This is a genomic window from Algoriphagus litoralis (assembly GCF_003259255.1).
Taxonomy (GTDB): Bacteria; Bacteroidota; Bacteroidia; order Cytophagales; family Cyclobacteriaceae; genus Algoriphagus; species Algoriphagus litoralis.
On the sequence record NZ_QGOL01000002.1, the window covers coordinates 457,896 to 476,221 of the forward strand.

Annotated in this window: 15 protein-coding genes; 10 read left to right on the forward strand and 5 right to left on the reverse strand. The window is 43.9% G+C overall.

Annotated elements, in window-relative coordinates:
- Position 1: 1 nt before the first annotated feature.
- The 10 genes from lptB (at position 2) to DK188_RS01915 (ending at position 11,870) form a co-directional block, all read left to right on the forward strand.
- Positions 2 to 739: an LPS export ABC transporter ATP-binding protein gene (gene lptB, locus DK188_RS01865; protein ID WP_111669079.1), complete on the forward strand. Its 738-nt coding sequence runs from the start codon at positions 2 to 4 to the stop codon at positions 737 to 739.
- Positions 739 to 2,259, forward strand: a complete 1,521-nt coding sequence (locus DK188_RS01870) for a GH3 auxin-responsive promoter family protein (RefSeq protein WP_111669080.1) — start codon at positions 739 to 741, stop codon at positions 2,257 to 2,259. The genes lptB and DK188_RS01870 overlap by 1 nt, the downstream gene beginning before the upstream one ends.
- Complete coding sequence (locus tag DK188_RS01875) at positions 2,256 to 2,744, forward strand: hypothetical protein (protein WP_111669081.1); 489 nt, start codon at positions 2,256 to 2,258, stop codon at positions 2,742 to 2,744. Before DK188_RS01870 ends, DK188_RS01875 begins: the two co-directional genes overlap by 4 nt.
- A 349-nt stretch (positions 2,745 to 3,093) precedes the next feature.
- Positions 3,094 to 3,660 (forward strand): hypothetical protein, encoded by a 567-nt coding sequence (locus DK188_RS01880; protein WP_111669082.1) that lies wholly within the window; start codon positions 3,094 to 3,096, stop codon positions 3,658 to 3,660.
- 250 nt (positions 3,661 to 3,910) lie between these two features.
- The gene (locus tag DK188_RS01890) at positions 3,911 to 4,852 is read left to right on the forward strand and encodes a lytic transglycosylase domain-containing protein (RefSeq protein WP_111669084.1); all 942 of its coding nucleotides are present in this window, start codon (positions 3,911 to 3,913) and stop codon (positions 4,850 to 4,852) included.
- A 37-nt stretch (positions 4,853 to 4,889) separates the two neighbouring features.
- Positions 4,890 to 6,164 (forward strand): M24 family metallopeptidase, encoded by a 1,275-nt coding sequence (locus DK188_RS01895; RefSeq protein WP_232825636.1) that lies wholly within the window; start codon positions 4,890 to 4,892, stop codon positions 6,162 to 6,164.
- Between the two features lie 110 nt (positions 6,165 to 6,274).
- Complete coding sequence (uvrA, locus tag DK188_RS01900) at positions 6,275 to 9,106, forward strand: excinuclease ABC subunit UvrA (RefSeq protein WP_111669086.1); 2,832 nt, start codon at positions 6,275 to 6,277, stop codon at positions 9,104 to 9,106.
- 83 nt (positions 9,107 to 9,189) lie between these two features.
- Complete coding sequence (locus tag DK188_RS01905) at positions 9,190 to 10,242, forward strand: sensor histidine kinase (RefSeq protein WP_111669087.1); 1,053 nt, start codon at positions 9,190 to 9,192, stop codon at positions 10,240 to 10,242.
- Positions 10,243 to 10,256: 14 nt separating this feature from the next.
- On the forward strand, positions 10,257 to 10,991 hold the full coding sequence (locus DK188_RS01910; protein ID WP_111669088.1) for a LytR/AlgR family response regulator transcription factor: 735 nt from the start codon (positions 10,257 to 10,259) through the stop codon (positions 10,989 to 10,991).
- 123 nt (positions 10,992 to 11,114) lie between these two features.
- A complete protein-coding gene (locus tag DK188_RS01915; protein WP_111669089.1) occupies positions 11,115 to 11,870 on the forward strand; it encodes a LytR/AlgR family response regulator transcription factor in 756 nt (251 codons plus the stop codon).
- A gap of 319 nt (positions 11,871 to 12,189) precedes the next feature.
- On the opposite strand, the gene DK188_RS01920 is transcribed toward DK188_RS01915, so the two are convergent.
- The 5 genes from DK188_RS01920 to DK188_RS01940 form a co-directional block, all read right to left on the reverse strand.
- Complete coding sequence (locus DK188_RS01920) at positions 12,190 to 12,420, reverse strand: hypothetical protein (protein WP_157963143.1); 231 nt, start codon at positions 12,418 to 12,420, stop codon at positions 12,190 to 12,192.
- 256 nt (positions 12,421 to 12,676) lie between these two features.
- Positions 12,677 to 14,026 carry a PhoH family protein gene (locus DK188_RS01925; protein ID WP_111669091.1) on the reverse strand — a complete coding sequence of 450 codons (1,350 nt, stop codon included), beginning with the start codon at positions 14,024 to 14,026 and terminating at the stop codon, positions 12,677 to 12,679.
- Between the two features lie 257 nt (positions 14,027 to 14,283).
- Positions 14,284 to 16,008 (reverse strand): HAMP domain-containing sensor histidine kinase, encoded by a 1,725-nt coding sequence (locus DK188_RS01930; RefSeq protein ID WP_111669092.1) that lies wholly within the window; start codon positions 16,006 to 16,008, stop codon positions 14,284 to 14,286.
- Complete coding sequence (locus DK188_RS01935) at positions 16,009 to 17,133, reverse strand: universal stress protein (protein WP_111669093.1); 1,125 nt, start codon at positions 17,131 to 17,133, stop codon at positions 16,009 to 16,011.
- A 56-nt stretch (positions 17,134 to 17,189) separates the two neighbouring features.
- A complete protein-coding gene (locus tag DK188_RS01940; RefSeq protein ID WP_111669094.1) occupies positions 17,190 to 18,275 on the reverse strand; it encodes a porin in 1,086 nt (361 codons plus the stop codon).
- Positions 18,276 to 18,326 lie beyond the last annotated feature (51 nt).

Genomic DNA, 18,326 nt, shown 5'->3' on the forward strand with positions numbered 1-18,326 from the left:
TATGATGCTACGAGCCGAACACCTCGTCAAAATATACAAAGGCCGCCGCGTGGTCAACGACATCTCCGTTCAGGTAGAGCAGGGAGAAATAGTCGGTTTGCTGGGTCCAAATGGGGCAGGAAAGACGACATCCTTCTACATGATCGTAGGGCTGATCCAGCCCAATGAAGGAAAGATTTTTCTCGAAAATGATGAAATCACCAGTCTGCCGATGTACAAGCGGGCCAAACTGGGAATCGGCTATCTCGCTCAGGAGGCTTCGGTATTCAGAAAGCTGTCTGTGGAAGAGAATATCCTGGCGGTCTTGGAAATGACCAAAATGCCAAAAGTCCAGCAAAAAGAAAAAATGGAAAGTCTTCTGGAGGAGTTTAGCCTCACCCATGTACGTAAAAATCTCGGTATGGTACTTTCCGGTGGAGAAAGAAGAAGAACCGAAATTGCCCGTGCCTTGGCCGTGGATCCAAAATTTGTGCTTTTGGATGAACCATTTGCCGGTGTAGATCCCATAGCTGTGGAAGAAATCCAAACTATCGTAGCCAAACTTAAAACCAAAAATATTGGCATCCTGATCACAGATCACAATGTCAATGAAACACTCTCCATCACAGACAGAGCTTACCTGATGTTTGAAGGCAGGCTGCTCAAAGCAGGTACGGCAGAAGAACTTGCAGCTGATGAGCAGGTACGCAAGGTGTATTTGGGTAGTCAGTTTGAGCTGAAACGCAAAATTTTTAACTAATGGAAGTGATCAACAGCTTCATGACCTGGATTTTTAAAAACCGGATAGGTCAAATTGAGAATTTCAAACAAAACCCGATTCAAGTTCAGGAGGCTACATTCCAGGAGCTGTTAGAATCAGGAAAACGGACCGAATTCGGAAAGCTATATGGTTTGGAACAGGTGAAGTCCTATTCGGATTTCGCCAAAAATGTCCCAGTTTTTGATTACGAATCCTTTAAACCTTTCATCGAAAAAACGATGCAGGGCAAACAGAACGTCATTTGGAATTCAGACATAGAATGGTTTGCAAAGTCATCGGGGACCACTGGTAGCCGGAGCAAATACATCCCCGTATCAGAAGAAAGCCTGGAGGAATGCCACTACAAAGGAGGCAAGGACATGGTTTCCCTGTATGTCTCAAACTATCCTGACTCCAAACTTTTTACCGGAAAAAGCTTGACCATCGGAGGGACTTTGGAGAAAAATCCTTTGAATCCTCAGGGCACCGCCAAAGCCGGCGATGTTTCCGCAGTCATCATGCAGAATCTTCCGATTTGGGCTCAATTTGCCAGAACTCCATCCCTGGAAACTGCCCTGATGGGTGAATGGGAAGCCAAAATCGAAAAGATGGCTCAGGAGACCATGAACGAAAATGTCACCTGTATCGCAGGCGTTCCTACTTGGACCATCGTGCTGCTGCGTCGGATTCTGGAGCTGAAAAAAGCAAAAAACATCCTTGAGGTCTGGCCTAATCTTGAAATTTTCTTTCACGGTGCCGTAGCCTTTGGGCCTTACCGAAGTCTTTTCAAGGAATTGATTCCTTCGGAAAAGATGCATTACATGGAGACCTACAATGCCTCCGAGGGATTTTTTGGAATTCAGGATCAACCCAATTCCGATGAATTGCTGCTTCTGCTGGATTATGGGATATTCTATGAGTTTATTCCTATGGAAGAGTGGGAAAAAGAAAACCCAAATGTTGTCTCGCTGAAAGATGTGGAAGTAGGGCAAAACTACGCCATGATTATTACGACTAATGGAGGACTTTGGCGGTACAAAATCGGTGATACCCTGAAATTTACCTCCATCTCACCCTATCGTTTTCGGATTTCTGGTAGAACCAAACATTTTATCAATGCCTTTGGCGAAGAAGTAATCGTGGAAAACGCCGAAGCAGCCATCCAGTTTGCGGCGGAAAGTACAAACTCGACCATTGCCAATTTCACTGCAGCACCGGTGTATTTTGAGGGAAATGGCTCAAATGGTGCCCATGAATGGATTGTAGAGTTCAGAACTCCCCCTTCCGATTTAAGCCAATTCACAGAGTTGCTTGATCAGCAACTCCGTCAAGTCAACTCAGACTACGATGCCAAGCGGTACAAAAATTTGGCTTTGAAGATGCCGATTGTGCACCAAGCACCGGAAGGGCTCTTTGAGTCCTGGCTAAGAAAAAAAGGAAAGCTGGGTGGTCAGCACAAAGTGCCGAGACTTTCCAATTCAAGAGAGTATTTGGAGGAAATATTGGAGATGGTGAAATGAATAAAATAAAGCTGACTCTGCTCTTGTTTATGATTTCCCTAGGATCTTCCTGGGCCTGTGAGTGTATTATTCCTTCAGACTATAGTTTGAAGGATGCTGTTGATGGGCATCCAGTTATTTTTTTAGCCGAAGTAGTTTCGATAGAAGACCCCAAAGACCCTAATTTTGAGTGGGTAGGTGATTTAGTTTTCGATTCCCTTTACTATAAAAAGAGAGGCTACGAACCTCAATTCCGAATAATTGAAGTGCTGAAAGGTAAAGTTGGTAAAGAGCGAAAAGGAGATCGTTTATTCTTTCAATCTGATTTTTCTACTTGTTCAGTTTCTTTCCAGTTAGGGAAAACGTATTTGGTCTTTGCCTATCGAGAAGAGAGTGGTACCCTTGGAACTAGCTCTTGTTCCCTAAGATTTCAATTTGAAAATCAGGAAGCATCTAAAGCCAAACGAAAAGAAATAAAAAAAGCGCTTCGTCAAAAAGTGAGTTGATCCTTGAAAGACGGTCTTTTTATACTAAATAAATGATCCTTTGGATATGCTGATCTCACAACTGGCCCGGCATGCAATTTCTGAGTCTTGACTGAGGAAAAAAGGAAAGCTGGGCGGTCAGAAAAAAGTGATGAGACTTTCCAATTCAGGAGAGTAGTTGGAGGAAATTTTAGAACTAATCTAAAAACCAGCTTTTTAGGATTTGAAAATAATTGGAGGAGATTACTTCAAGTTGTAAATTCCTTACAACTTCCAGCTTCTATGAAATGCCCACGAGAAAAGGTTCTCAGACAGGAGAATCCTTATTTAGGGCATTCCATCTGGCAGAAATAAATCAAATTATAAACACATGAAAAACCTCCTCATCCTCCTCTTGGTATTTGGGGTAGCATATCCAACTTTAGCGCAGCGATCAGCTACTTCCACTTCCACCGCCAGAAAGCCAGTCAGCGTCAGACAGGCTACCAGTAACCTGAAGCTTCAATATAAAGACCTGGTAATTGATAATCAGGATTCTGTGGCCTTGGAAGTCAATACAGGCAATGTGCCAGCGGCACTTTCGCTCACAGTCAATTCCCCTTCCCTGATCATACCGGTTTGTAAGGCGTGTTTCTCTAGTTCATCTGGACCCAAGTTTCCTGTTACCGTTAAAAACTCAGGAGGCACCGACTCCGAATCCAGCTTTATTTTGGTCCAATTGTATTACAAAAAGGACGGCAAGAGCATCCTCATAGCAGAGACCGGGAAATCTGCCCCACCAATAGCCCCGGGGAAATCTGCCATTGTAGAATTTCAGAAAAGTGATTTTTGTGCCCAAGTTCAAAAAGCTGTTTCCAGCACTTATGCCACTCAGACATTAAGTTATGTACAGGCAAAAGTCAGTCTGGTTGAAGAAATCAACTTTGGGTTGAAGTAAGTTGGCTTCTTCTTAATTTCGATCCCTCAATTTTCTTCAGATCCTGTTGCAGAGCGATCTTGAGCCTATTTTTTTGCTGGGAAAGTAGCAAGAACTCAAGCTTTGTTTTTTGTCTAAAACAAAATTCAGGGTGGTTGAATTCGGAAAGAAATTTGCTTGACCGAGTGAGCAGAAAATTGATCTTCGAGCTAATTTTTGACCGTTTACAAAACACCTTAGGAATCCATGTGAACTGGTTTTATCTTGAACCATGAGTAGAATTCACCTCTTTTTGATTTATTTTCTCTTGATAGTCTCCATTGCTTTGGGAGCTTGGGCTATCTTGAAAACTCCAAATTCGCCTTCTGGGCAGGTAGTTCAGATGGACGAAAGATCCTATCCAGTTCAGGCATTTACCGTGACTCGGGATTCGATCCGACTTTTTGACCTTCCTAAGAATCTGGACTTTGCAGGTGAGAAAGTTCCACTGGAAAGAGGGGATATTTATGAGCGGCTGGAGCGTGAGATCTATGTCAATGCGTATTGGGAATCCAACATGATTTTGCTGTTGAAGCGCTCAGCCAAATACCTCCCTGCCATCGAGGCCATGCTAAAGGAAAATGGGATTCCGGATGATTTCAAATACTTGGCAATCGCTGAAAGTGCCCTGATGAATGTGGGTTCTCCTGCAGGCGCGAGAGGATTCTGGCAAATCCTGGAAAGCACGGGAAAAGAATATGGGCTAGAAATATCCAAAGACGTCGATGAGCGGTATCATTTTGAAAAATCCACACTAGCCGCCACCAAATACCTTAAAAAAGCGCATGCCAAGTTTGGCGATTGGACAGCGGTCGCAGCAAGCTACAACATGGGTCAGGCCGGATTTAGCCGTCGGCAGGAGGAGCAACTTCATGACAACTATTACGAACTCTACCTTAATGATGAGACGAGTCGCTATCTGTTTCGGATTCTTGCGTTCAAAGTGATTTTCGAAAATCCGGGAGCGTTTGGTTACCATTTTAAGGAAAGTGACTTTTACAAAAACCCCACTTTCCGCACAGTCCGAGTAGATGAAGATATCAAAGATCTACCAAGCTGGGCTAAAGCTCAGGGAAGTTCCTATAAAGATCTCAAGCTGTACAACCCTTGGCTGAGAGACCGGAATCTCAAGGTGAAAAGAGGAAAAATCTACGAAATAATCCTACCTGAATAAGGAAATAATTAAGAGAAAACCACCAACAAAAATCAAAATGAAACGAAGGAATTTTATGCAAATGGCAGCTTTGGGAGCAGGAACATCCCTTTTTGCAGGCAGCTCCACTTTTGCAGCTGCTAAATCATCTACGCTGGAGGCTCAGCTTGAGGGATTGACATCGCGTGTCGCTGATGTGGTTCCGATTACCTTAGAAGAGCGCAAAGCAAGAATCGCAAAAGCACAACGTTTGATGGATAAAAATGGCTTTGCAGCCATCGTCCTGGATTCTGGCACCTCCATGAATTACTTTACAGGTATGACTTGGGGACAGAGTGAGCGGCCAATGGTTGCGATCATACCCTCCAAAGGCGAAGTCAGCTACATCTGTCCAAAATTTGAGGAATCAAGGCTGGAGGAGCGGATTATTTTGGGTTCCAAAATCTATGCTTGGGAGGAGGACGAAAGTCCCTATAAGCAAATGAAACAGGCCATAGTAGACTCTGGAGCCACTTCAGGCAAGATTGGAATGGAAGAACGCGTGCGTTTTTTCATCGCAGATGGTCTACGGCAGGTTGCCAGTGGTTTTGACGTTGTCAGTGCTGATCCGATAGTCATTCCCTGCCGCATCATTAAATCCCCTGCAGAGATTGCATTGATGCAACGTGCCACAAAATTGACCATCGAGGCGATGACTTTGGGTTTTGCAGCCCTAAAAGAAGGGGTCAGTCCATCAGCTTTTTCCTCCACAGTAGCTCAAGCCCATCAGAAAATGGGCGGAAGACATGCTTTTGCCCTAGCTAACTTTGCCGAAGCTTCTGCTTACCCACATGGAACTTCCAAGCCACAAGTTTTGAAAAAAGGTGACGTCGTTTTGGTTGATTGCGGATGTACTGTAGAAGGGTACAATTCGGATATCAGCCGTACCATAGTCTTTGGTGCAGAGCCTACTGCCCGACAGATTGAAATCTGGAATCTGGAAAAAGAAGCTCAAGCAGCAGGATACCGCGCGGCCAAAATCGGTGCAACACTCGGAGAAGTAGATGCCGCTGCGCGAAAAGTAATCACAGATGCAGGATTTGGACCCGATTACAAGTTGCCAGGCTTGCCGCACCGCACAGGTCATGGCATCGGGATGGATGGCCACGAATGGGGAAATGCAGTCCGGGGCAATACGCAAATCCTGGAACCGGGAATGTGCTTCAGCATTGAGCCAAATATTTCGATAGTGGGAGAATTTGGTGTACGTCATGAAGATTGTGTGTACATGACCGAATCAGGGCCAGTTTGGTTTTCGGAGCCGAGCCCATCGATTTCTCAGCCTTTTGCCTAAGTAAATTGGCGAGAACCAAGTTCACCTGTTTCAGGTTACAATCTTTGGGCTTGCCCTCGGGCTTCCCCTCAAAAAATTGTACCTTCGCCGATTAATAATTCCGCATTTTCATGAGTCAATCCCCTGCTTCACAGGAAGAATATATAGAAATTTTTGGAGCCCGAGAGCATAATCTCAAAAACCTCGATGTGAAAATCCCCCGAAACAAACTCGTCGTGGTGACTGGTTTGAGCGGAAGTGGAAAAAGCTCCTTGGCTTTTGATACCATCTATGCAGAGGGACAGCGCCGCTACATGGAGAGCTTTTCGGCGTATGCCCGATCTTTTCTGGGGGGAATGGAGCGACCCGACGTGGACAAAATCAACGGACTTTCTCCGGTGATTGCCATTGAGCAGAAGACTACCTCCAAAAACCCTCGATCGACCGTCGGCACGGTGACTGAAATTTATGATTTCATGCGATTGCTATATGCCCGAGCAGGTGAAGCGTACTCCTATCTGACCGGGAAGCGAATGATCCGGCAGACGGAAGACCAGATTATCGATCAATTGTTCTCCAATTTTTCAGGTAAAAAACTCTACATCCTCGCACCGGTAGTCAAAGGTCGAAAAGGACATTACCGTGAGCTTTTTGAGCAAATCCGCAAGATGGGTTTCTCTAAAGTCCGGGTGGATGGTGTGGTGATGGACATTGTCCCAAAAATGCAAGTGGATCGATACAAGATCCATGATATCGAAATTGTCATTGATCGGATTGTAGCAGATGAATCGGATCGATTTCGAATTACCCAATCACTTAAGTCTGGCCTTCAGCATGGCAAAGGTGTCATCATGGTACGTGAAGAAAATGGAGAGGTACACCATTTCTCCAAGTACCTGATGGATCCGGAGACGGGACTTTCGTACGATGAGCCAGCTCCAAACTCCTTCTCATTCAACTCACCCTACGGCGCCTGTCCTACCTGTAATGGCTTGGGCATCATAGAAGAAATCACGCGGGAGAGCATTATTCCAGATCCCGGCCTAAGCATTACCCGAGGAGGAATTGCCCCCTTGGGAGAATATCGGGACATCTGGATTTTTAAGAAAATCGAAGCAATCCTTAAGCACTACAAGTGCAGCATGAGCACCCCTATCAAAGATCTTCCTGATCATGTGGTGGAAGTCTTACTTTTTGGAGACAAAGTGGAAGTAGCAGTGGACTCGGTCAAATACCCAGGAACTAAATGGAATACCACCTTTGAAGGAATAGTCAACTTTCTTCAGAAATATCAGGAGGGAAGTTCGGACAAGATTCAGGATTGGGTTTCCGAGTTTACCGTCACCAAAACTTGCCCCGAATGTGAAGGCTATCGTTTGAAAAAAGAGGCTTTGCATTTCAAAATAGATGAAAAACACATCGGTGAATTGGCAATGCTGGATATCCAGAGCCTTGCGGAGTGGTTTGAGGGTTTGGAAAGTCGAATCACAGAAAAGCAGAATATCATCGGTGCTGAGGTATTGAAGGAAATCCGCAAGCGGATTGGGTTCTTGCTCGATATTGGGTTGAGTTATTTGTCCCTAAATCGCCCCCTGCGAACGCTATCCGGAGGTGAGGCTCAGCGAATCAGACTGGCCACTCAGATTGGTACGCAGCTCGTCGGTGTGCTTTATATTTTGGATGAGCCAAGCATTGGGCTGCATCAGCGTGACAATGAGAAATTGATCAAAGCACTTCAAAGTCTGCGTGATTTGGGCAATTCGGTACTTGTGGTAGAGCATGATAAGGACATGATGCTCGCGTCAGACTTTGTACTCGACATGGGTCCGGGAGCTGGTCGCCATGGCGGACATGTTGTAGCTGCAGGCCATCCTACAGCGATCTTCAACAATGGTTCGGTCACTTCTCGCTATCTCAGTGGGAAGCTTGGCTTGCCCATTCCTAAAGAGCGAAGAAAAGGAAAAGGGTCGAGTTTAATTCTGACAGGTGCCAGTGGAAATAACCTGAAAAATGTCACTTTGGAATTGCCCTTGGGAACTTTGATTTTGATCACAGGAGTATCCGGAAGTGGGAAGAGTACCTTAATCCATGAGACACTTTATCCGATTTTGAACCGGGAATTTTACAATTCAAAAAAGGAACCGATGCCCTTCAAAAGTATCGAAGGCCTCAAAGAACTGGACAAAGTGATCGAAGTGGATCAGTCCCCAATCGGACGGACTCCAAGATCAAATCCTGCAACCTATACCGGTGTTTTCTCTGATATCCGGACCCTTTTCACCGATCTTCCCGAATCAAAAATCAGAGGGTACAAGCCCGGGCGATTCTCCTTCAATGTTAAAGGAGGCAGATGCGAGGATTGTGAAGGTGCGGGTATGAAGCTGATAGAGATGGATTTCCTTCCAGATGTACATATCCCCTGCGAAACCTGCAAAGGGAAGCGCTACAATCGGGAGACTCTAGAAGTAAGATTTAAAGGAAAATCCATTTCGGACGTTTTGGATATGACCGTGGAGCAGGCGGTAGATTTTTTTGAGTTTCAACCGAAGATTCTCCGAAAAATTAAAACCCTCAGTGAGGTGGGTTTGGGCTATATCACTCTGGGACAGCATGCTACGACACTTTCAGGAGGAGAAGCACAGCGGGTCAAATTGGCAACTGAACTCTCAAAAAAGGATACTGGAAAGACATTTTATATCCTGGATGAACCTACTACGGGGTTGCACTTTCAGGACATCGATCTTTTGATGGGCGTGTTGCAAAAGCTCGTGGATAAAGGGAATACAGTCCTGATCATCGAGCATAACCTTGATGTGATCAAAGTAGCAGATCGAGTGATAGATCTGGGTCCTGAAGGAGGGAATAAAGGTGGAACAATCGTAGTCCAAGGAACTCCGGAAGAAGTAGCGGCACATGCCAAAAGTCACACTGGCAGATTCTTGAAGGCTGAATTAAAACGCTGAATTTGACACGAAAATCAAGCGTCTCGTCCATCTATCAAATTAAAGATCTCCATTCCTCCTCCATGGCTAACTTTAAGCCAAAGATGAACAGAGTCAGGCTTTATTGGACGTTGCAGCTTTTGGGCTGGGGAGGCTTTGCCTTTGTCAATATCTTTTTTGCCTCACTTTCCGAAGGCATCACACCCAAACAAAGCTGGGCCTTTGTCGCGTGGGCGTTGTATTATTTACTTTCCACTCACGGCTTCAGACATATCGTCAAGACCTACGGCTGGTTTAAGATGGGCATCTTGAGGCTCTTGCTTCAGACCATTTTAGCCCTGATTGGCCTTTCGATTTTGAACTTCATTGCCCAAATCCTGATCAACCTGGCTTTTGGCACCTTGAATCCCGCGCAGGATTTTAGGGCGGTGATCGTGGCAGTCACGCTGTTTGTCAACTTCCTGTATTACTCATTCTGGTTTTTGCTGTATTTTCTTTTTCATTTCTTAGACAATTACAACAGTGGTCTCAGATATGAAGCCAAGATCAATGAAATCAGACTAAATCACCTGAAAAGTCAGCTCAATCCGCATTTTATCTTCAATGCACTGAATTCTGTGAGGGCGCTGGTCGATGAAGATCCCGAAAAAGCAAAGTCAGCCATCACCCGGATTTCGAATATGCTGCGCTTTACTTTGATGATGGACAAAAAGCAGGTGATCGATTTTGCAGATGAATTGGCAACAGTCAAGGATTACCTGGAATTGGAAACGATTCGCTTTGAGGAACGTTTGGAAGTAGTGTATCAGGTAGAGGATGAGGCTTACAGCTACAAAATTCCCCCGATGATGCTCCAGACTATCGTCGAAAACGGAATCAAACACGGGATCTCCAATCTAGTCAAAGGAGGCCTGATCGAAATCAAATGCCGGGAAGGATTGCAGGAGGAACTTTACATTCAGGTGAAAAATAGCGGCTACCTCAATCCCAATTCCTTTAATTCTAAAAAAGATACGGGAGGACACGGATTAGAAAATACCAGACAACGCCTGAAGCTGCTATACGGAGACCAGGCAAGTTTCCGGATATTTAATTCCGGAAACCAGTTTGTGATCACTGAAATTAAAATACCAAAACAAAGAGTTACTTTAGAATAACAAACTCAATAACTATGAGAGCCATTGTAATCGATGACGAGCGCCTAGCCCGTAAAGAACTGATTAATTTACTGAACCAACTTGAAACGGTAGAAGTCGTCGGCGAAGCCGTAAATGTAGACGATGCCAAGGAAAAGATAGAGCAGCTTCAGCCAGATGTGATTTTTTTGGATATCCAGATGCCGGAAAAAACGGGCTTTGATCTCCTGGAGGAATTGGACCATGTACCTCATGTCATCTTCACTACGGCCTATGATGAGTATGCATTGAAGGCTTTTCAGGTCAATGCGCTCGATTATTTGTTGAAACCAATAGAACCCAAGCGTCTCGAAGATGCCATCAATAAGTTGCTCGGCAAAATCGAAGGAGCTTCCAAACGTGATGAAGAAGGGGCGTATGTCAATCAGAAAAAATTGACCTTGGAAGATCAGGTTTTTGTCAAAGATGGAGACAGGTGCTGGTTTGTCAGATTGTCAAACGTTCGCCTTTTTGAATCGGATGGAAATTACATCAAGGTGTATTTTGACAACTTTAAACCGATGATTCATAAGTCACTGAATGCCTTGGATGAACGATTGGATGAGAAGTCATTTTTTCGCGCCAGCAGGAAACACATCATTAACCTCGGCTGGGTGGAGGCGATAGAGCCTTGGTTTAATGGAGGCTTGGTCGTGACGCTCAAGGGTGGTGATCGAATCGAAGTAAGCCGACGTCAAGCTGCCCGCTTTAAGGAAATGATGAGTTTATAATATTTCATAAGCAAAAAAAAGCATTTGATTTTCGAAAGAAAATTTTGACCTTAGGGTAACTATTCGTTTATTATAGCGAGGACTTCATTTTTAATCCCTTAAAGCGTATCAATTGCTCAGAATATGAAAGAAGAACGAATTCTGATTGTCGAAGATGACTTAAGTATTGCTGAAAATATTCAGGAAATTCTTGAGCTCTTAGGCTATGTGAATATAGACATAGCCAATTCGGCAAATCAGTGTATCAAAGTCATCAAAAAATATCGGCCTGATCTCATTTTCATGGATATCAAGTTGAAAGGTGATAAAGATGGAATTGAGCTGGGTGAGATCGTAAAGCAAATGGTGGATGCACCGCTTGTATTTGTGACTTCCTATAGTGATCCGACGATCATCGAGCGAGCGAAGCGAATATCCCCTGCTGGATTTATCGTAAAGCCCTTCAACACCAACGATATCCATGCCATCGTGGAGATTGTGCTGTACAATAAGCGGACTAAACCTGCACCTGAGGCTGCTGTTGTAAAGACTGGTACAGAAAGTCCTTTCCTAGTGAATGACGCGGTTTTTATCAAAGCGGACAATGCCTTCGAACGAGTGCAGTACGATGACATTTTCTACATCGAGGCCAATGGGAATATGGTGACGATTTTTACGAAAAATCGGGATTACAACATCCGGAAGTCCATGAAGGAAATCGAAGACATTCTTCCTTCTCATTTGTTTCTTCGAGTCCAAAAGTCCTACATCGTGCATTTGGGACAGATCGAAAGCTTCAATACCAAAGAAATTACCCTTCTTCAGGGAGGAATCATTCAGGTGGGAAGGCAGTATTACAACAGCTTCCTGGCCAAATTGAATACGATTACTGAAAGTTAAGTAAAGGGAGATAGGCTGTAGCGAAATACAGTTGAAAGTCCTACTGCGTAGGACGAAATAGAAGTTTGACCGATTTAAAAGGCCTATTGGTAGGCGGTATCGAATTGATTGAAGAAACGAAATCGTGAGAAAACCCTTGACTTTCAAATTCGAAAAAAATCAGTGTAGATCTCCGAATTTTTCTGCTAAAAACTTGCCTGGCGGCAGTCAGGTCAGCGGGGAATCTTAAAGTTATAAGAAATAAAAAAGAGGCGGACAGGATCCGCCTCTTTAGATTAACCAAACAATCAACCAAATTAACCCTTACGGATAATTGTCTTTAACAAATCTCAGAACTCTGAGATTTTTCTGTTTTGTAGATGTTTACCTGAAGTGCTTCAGGACCTGATGTAGTATCGAATCCGATCTGTGGAGTTGGTTTAGCAGTTTCAAATCGGGCAGTTTGCTGTGCGATATTGGTTTCAGCTTTCGCTTTGAGGACGATGGTGATTGCCATTGCAAGTCCCAAGGCCGCACAGACGTTTTTTTGAGAAAAGATTGCAGTAGTCATGGCAGTAATAATATGTTGGTTTGTGTTCGTATATTCCATAATGCCAAAAGGCGACCAAACTCGAAAAAGGGCTTAAAATAGCATCAGATGCACTATTTCTAAAAATAACTGTACGGTTTCGTACAGCATACTGTCAGTGGCGGACAAAATGCTGAAAAATGAAAAGTTACAGTCCTTATCAGTTTTTTATAAGAAAAATCAAAAAAGGCTTCCCGCAGGGAAGCCTCAAAACTTGCTGATAATAAACTATTTAAAATTACAACAACTCATTCGCCAGATTGGCCAGCTCGGATCGTTCGCCTTTCTCCAGCTTGATATGTGCATAGAGCGGATGGTCTTTGACTCGATCGATAAGATAGGACAAACCATTAGATTGCGAATCCAAGTAAGGCGTATCGATCTGGAAGACGTCACCGGTGAAGATGATTTTGGTGTTTTCGCCCGCACGGGAAATGATCGTCTTGATCTCATGCGGAGTCAGGTTTTGCGCCTCATCCACGATAAAGAAGATGTTTGAAAGCGAACGTCCTCGGATATAAGCCAAAGGCTGGATCACCAATTTCTCCTGATTGACCAATTCGGTGATTTTCTGGAATTCTTTGTCCGTCTCCTTGTATTGGTTTTGGATAAACTTCAGGTTATCCCAGAGCGGTTCCATGTAGGGATTTAGCTTGGACTTGATATCTCCAGGGAGGTAACCGATGTCCTTATTGGAAAGAGGAACGATCGGTCTTGCAAGGAAGATCTGCTTGTACTCTCTTCGTTGCTCCAATGCTCCAGCCAAAGCTAAGAGCGTCTTTCCCGTTCCTGCTACCCCTTGAATCGAAACCAGCTTGATGTCAGGATTCATGATCGCATGGAGGGCAAAGGTCTGCTCAGCATTTTTGGGCTTGATATTATAAGCCAATCGCTTGTCCACACGCTCCAGCACATTTTCCTCAGAATTGTAAAAAGCCAAAACCGAGTTTTTGTCGCTCTTGAGGATATAGTAGGCGTTTGACTTCCGCTTTCGTGTGCCAAGTATCGTTTTTGCTTCGACAAATCCCTGTTCATACAACTTGTTGATGGCTTCGGGATCCACGTTGTCCATCACATACTTTCCGGTGTTTTCGAGTTCGGTGATGTTTTTGATCTTCCCGGTCTCGTAGTCTTCCGCTTGGATATTGAGCGATTTCGCTTTCAGCCGAAGGTTGATGTCTTTGGAAACGAGGATGACTTTTCGTGTTTTTTCTTTCTCCTGAAGATGGAGTGCGACATTGAGAATCTTGTGGTCGTTTTTGTCTTCTCCAAAAATCACATTAGCATTTTTCTCATTCTCAGGATGATACATCATCACTTTGAAGTCGCCCTTGGTCTTCCCATTTAGTGGAGTCCATTCATCGATCCGTTGATCTTGAGATAGCTTGTCCAGCAATCGGATAAATTCCCGGGCTTCAAAGTTCTTGGTATCATTCCCTTTTTTGAACTGATCGAGTTCCTCCAGCACGGTGATCGGGATCACTACATTGTGCTCAGCAAAATTCATGATGGAGTTGTGTGCGTATAGGATCACGGAAGTGTCCAGCACAAAGATTTTCCGATCTTTATCGGACTTGGCTCTAGGCATGCGCAGGTAAATTGTAGTGGTACTGTGTATAATTAAATTAGAAAAATATCCTCATCAATAGCTAAGAACTTGCAATAAAAAATGATTAAGAATTCTCAAGTATGGGTAGGGGGTTGAAAATCAAAATGATAAAAAAGGATTCAAAGGTTAGAAAGCTTTACAGTTTTGAGGTTCATTAACTCAACTTGGCAACTTTAAGACTTTACTATTTTTCAACTCAAAATTTTTATTCAAAAAAGCCCAATCTCATCCCTGAGTTATGAAACTTTATTCAGGCTAACGGTGAATGTGCTTCCTGCTCCAAACTCGCTTTCCACCACTATTTTTCCACCCTGAGCCTCTATAAACTCCTTGCTTATCGCCAATCCAAGGCCAGTTCCTTCTTTTTTCGTCCCAGGTACTCGGAAATACCTGTCGAAAATTTTCTCCTTGTATTGTGGGGCAATTCCCTGCCCGGTATCCTTCACAGAGATCGTAACCAAATTTTTGATCTCTTGGATACTGACCAAAATTGTTGAATTGTCATAGGAATATCGGATCGCATTGGAAATCAAGTTGGTGATGACCCATGCTGTTTTTTCGTTGTCCGCGTGAATTTCAGACACTGATTCAGGACAGCTGATCTCCACCTTTATTTGCTTCTGCTCGGCCTGAACCTTTGTTGCATTGATAGCATAGTGCACGATTTCTCTAGGATCAGTCCGAAGTAGAGAAAGCTGGATATTTCCACTTTCGACCTGGGTCATATTAAGGAGTTCGCCGGTGATTTTCAATAATCGGCCTGCATCATCTTTGATGCTGTCGACCAGGTTTTTTTGCTCGTCATTCAATGCTCCGATTTGCTCATTTTCTAATAGTTGAAGACTCATTTTGATAGACGAAATCGGAGTCTTGAATTCATGAGAAACATTGGCAATGAAGTTGGTTTTGGCAGAATCTAACTCCTTGTATTCAGTGACATTCCGGAGCAGAATCACGTGTCCGATTACTTTGGAGACCGATTCTCCGGTAGGCGTAATGGAAATGTGTTGGATGTCTTTTTCGAAGTAGCTTTCTTTTCCTTTGGAAAAAATCTTTATCGGTTTGACTGTACTTGGGTTTTCATCAATTGAATCGATGTCTTTGATCAATGACCTTAGCAGATCATTTTTTAATGCCAGATCCTTTGATTTCACACCGATCAATTCCGATTCCTGAAGTCCCAAAATTTGGCTTGCTTCTTCATTTGCAAAAATGATCCGCATTTCTTCATCCAATCCGATCACCGGATCATGCATTTTGTCGATCAGGGTTTCCACCCGTTTTTTCTCGATCATGAGTTTTGCCAAATTACTGCTGTCGTATTCTTCCAGCTTTTGGGCCATGGCATTAAATGATCTGGCCAACTCTCCAAACTCACTGTTGCTTTGGAAGTGAACGCGCTCCGAGTAGTTTTTTTCGGCTACCTGGCGGATACTTTCTGAAAGTTCTTTGATTGGATTGGCAATGTTAGCCGGTAGGTTAACTAGTAGGATGAAGGCAATAATAAAGCAACCAGTCCCGGTAATTGCAATCCAATAAACCGCGCGCTCGGCTGTTTTTTCGGCAAGCTCACTTTTACGTTGGATGGCCTGCATGTTCATGTTCATCACCTCGTAAATTACCTTTCGGATTTCGGAGCGAAGAGCGGTGTCTGAAGGATTGGTTTTGAGATGCTCAAAATAGTCTCTTAAGTCTTGGGTTACTTCCAGTTCGTTGATTTCGGTGATGTTCTGCTCTTGTTTTTTCAGATTCTCCTCGATTCGGTCCAGTGCATTTTCCGAATTAGTTTCCAAAGCAGTGAGGATGTTTCTGGAGTATTCCAAAGTCCGATAGTTAGCTACCAGGACATTTTCAGTATCTGATTTCAGCTCGAACAGATTCTTCACGCTAACCACACTAAGCAATATAATCAGGGTGAATAGCAGACCTACACCAAGGGTTAATCTGGTTTTAATTTTCATTTAGGAAAGGATTACTAGATCGATATTACTGGAGGAAAGTTTCTTTAAAAGCTCATTAAAGACATTGGTGGCCAAAAGAATCTGAAGGAGATTCAGGTGCGGTTTTCCCACACAGATGGTGGTTATTTTCCGTTCTTCGGCTTGTTCAATAATCGCTTTGGAAACCGAGTTACCTTGGATTTTGATAATCTCAGCACCCAATTCCGTGGCTAATTTGAAATTATTTATCAAATGACGCTGTTTGTCCAGCGGGATTTTGTCGGCACTTTCTCTTGGAGTCTGGACATAGAGTACATACCATTTGCTATGGTAGTAGTTTGCCAGTCTCGCGGTTTTTCGGATGACAGTTTTAGACGTTTTTTCATTGCTGCTGATGCATGCCAGAAACCGCTCATGCTTCAGAATATTGGTTTTGGTGACTTCTGTCTCGACTTTTCGCTCAACCTGCGAAGCCACTTCCTTCAGGGCCAGCTCCCGAAGCTGAAGGATGCTTTCGCTTTTGAAAAAATTCTTCAGTGCTGTCTCGATCTTCTCTTTTTGGTAGATTTTGCCTCCCTTCAGTCTGGCGATTAGTTCATCCGCCGTCAAGTCAATGTTGACCACTTCGTCTGCCTGCGCCAGTAATTTATCAGGAATCCGCTCACGAACTTCAATCCCCGTGATTTCCTTGATTTCGTCATTCAAGCTTTCGATATGTTGGATATTGACGGCAGAGACCACATTGATCCCGGCCTCAATAATGTCAATCACATCCTGCCAGCGTTTTTCGTTTTTGCTTCCTTCGATGTTTGAATGCGCTAGTTCATCAACTATGACTACTTCCGGTCGCAGATTGATAATGGCTTGCAGGTCCATTTCTTCCAGTTCTTTTCCTTTGTAGAAAAGCCTGCGAAGCGGAATGATCGGAAGACCATCGATCAAAGCATGAGTTTCTTCCCGATTATGTGTCTCGATAAACCCGATTTTGACATCTATCCCGTTCTTCAGCAGCGTATGCGCTTCTTGCAGCATGCGGTAGGTCTTGCCTACACCGGCACTCATACCGATGTAGATTTTCAGTTTTCCCCGTCTGGATTTCTTGATCAGATTGAGAAATTCCTCTGCTGACTTTCGGGTTTCTTCCATTCTAGTGTGAAAGTCTTTGGTAGGTTAAAAGGGAATATGTTTTCATTCACTTGCTATTAAAAGCCAATGCTTAAAGCGGTGCCAAAGTAACCGTTGTTTTGCGTAGGAACCTGATTGCTATCTTGGAAAATAGCGTCATTTTGACTGTTGAAGGTTCTCGCTTCCAGTCTCCAAAGGACATTTTCAGTGATTTGAAGGTCCATATTGAGCGAATATCCAAAAGTCTGAAAGCCATTTGGCGTATCGGTGGAAATGATGACTTCCCCTTTGTCGGAGTAATATTCTGCCCTTGCGGCAAAGGCCAATTTGTCAGTTGCTGCGATTCTGGCGATCACCACAGGAGAGTACCACACATGGTATTCCCTGCTGCCTTTTGCCGTTTGCTGAGCTCCGATGTCAAATCCTGTGATCAATCCAAAACGCTCACTGAGTTGAAACTGCCCATAGAAGTTGTGAAAATACCGCATCTGCCTGTCGCTGTCAGGGGTGTCGCTTCCGATGAAGGAACTGCTGTTTAGCGTGACTTTATCAGTTGGAGTAAAGGTGACTTGGTGTCCAAAGGCCGGAGTTTGGTTTCCCTCCACACGCTGAATCCGCTGCCAGCCGTTGAGAAGCAGTCCGCTGACAAACCATTTTTCATTGTCGCTGGTGTAGGAGATTTTGGCTCCTGAGAGAAAATAGGGGGAATTTTCAGCCAAAATACTACGGGTCATATTCCAGCAATTGGCTCCGATGGCGCTTTCAAAACCAATGTGGGAAGCGAAAATACCCGCATCTACCCATAGATTTTTTGTTTTTGAAATTTTCACCCCTGCATTTGCCTCAAATATATTTTTCAGTACACCCGGTTCTGCGGCCAGGTTTGCGTTGGTATAAGTCCCTGTCATCAAGGCTAATTTTCCCCGAACTTTTCCATCATCATAAGCGGCTTGGATGAATCCGAGATTCAGGTTCACTTCATTGTGTCGGTTGAAGGAGTAGAGGAAATCGGGTCGGTTGTGGTCAGGTGGATTTCCAAAATCATAACCATAGTAGGTTTCTAGGTAACCGCTGATCTTGAGCGGGTTTTCAGAACTGTTTTCCTGTGCATTTGCCATGTGAACAATAAATGCCAGTGATAAAAGTGCGAATAACTTTTTCATGTGTACTCAATTTAAGAAAAAAGGCACCTAGAGTGATTTAGTCCCTTCAAA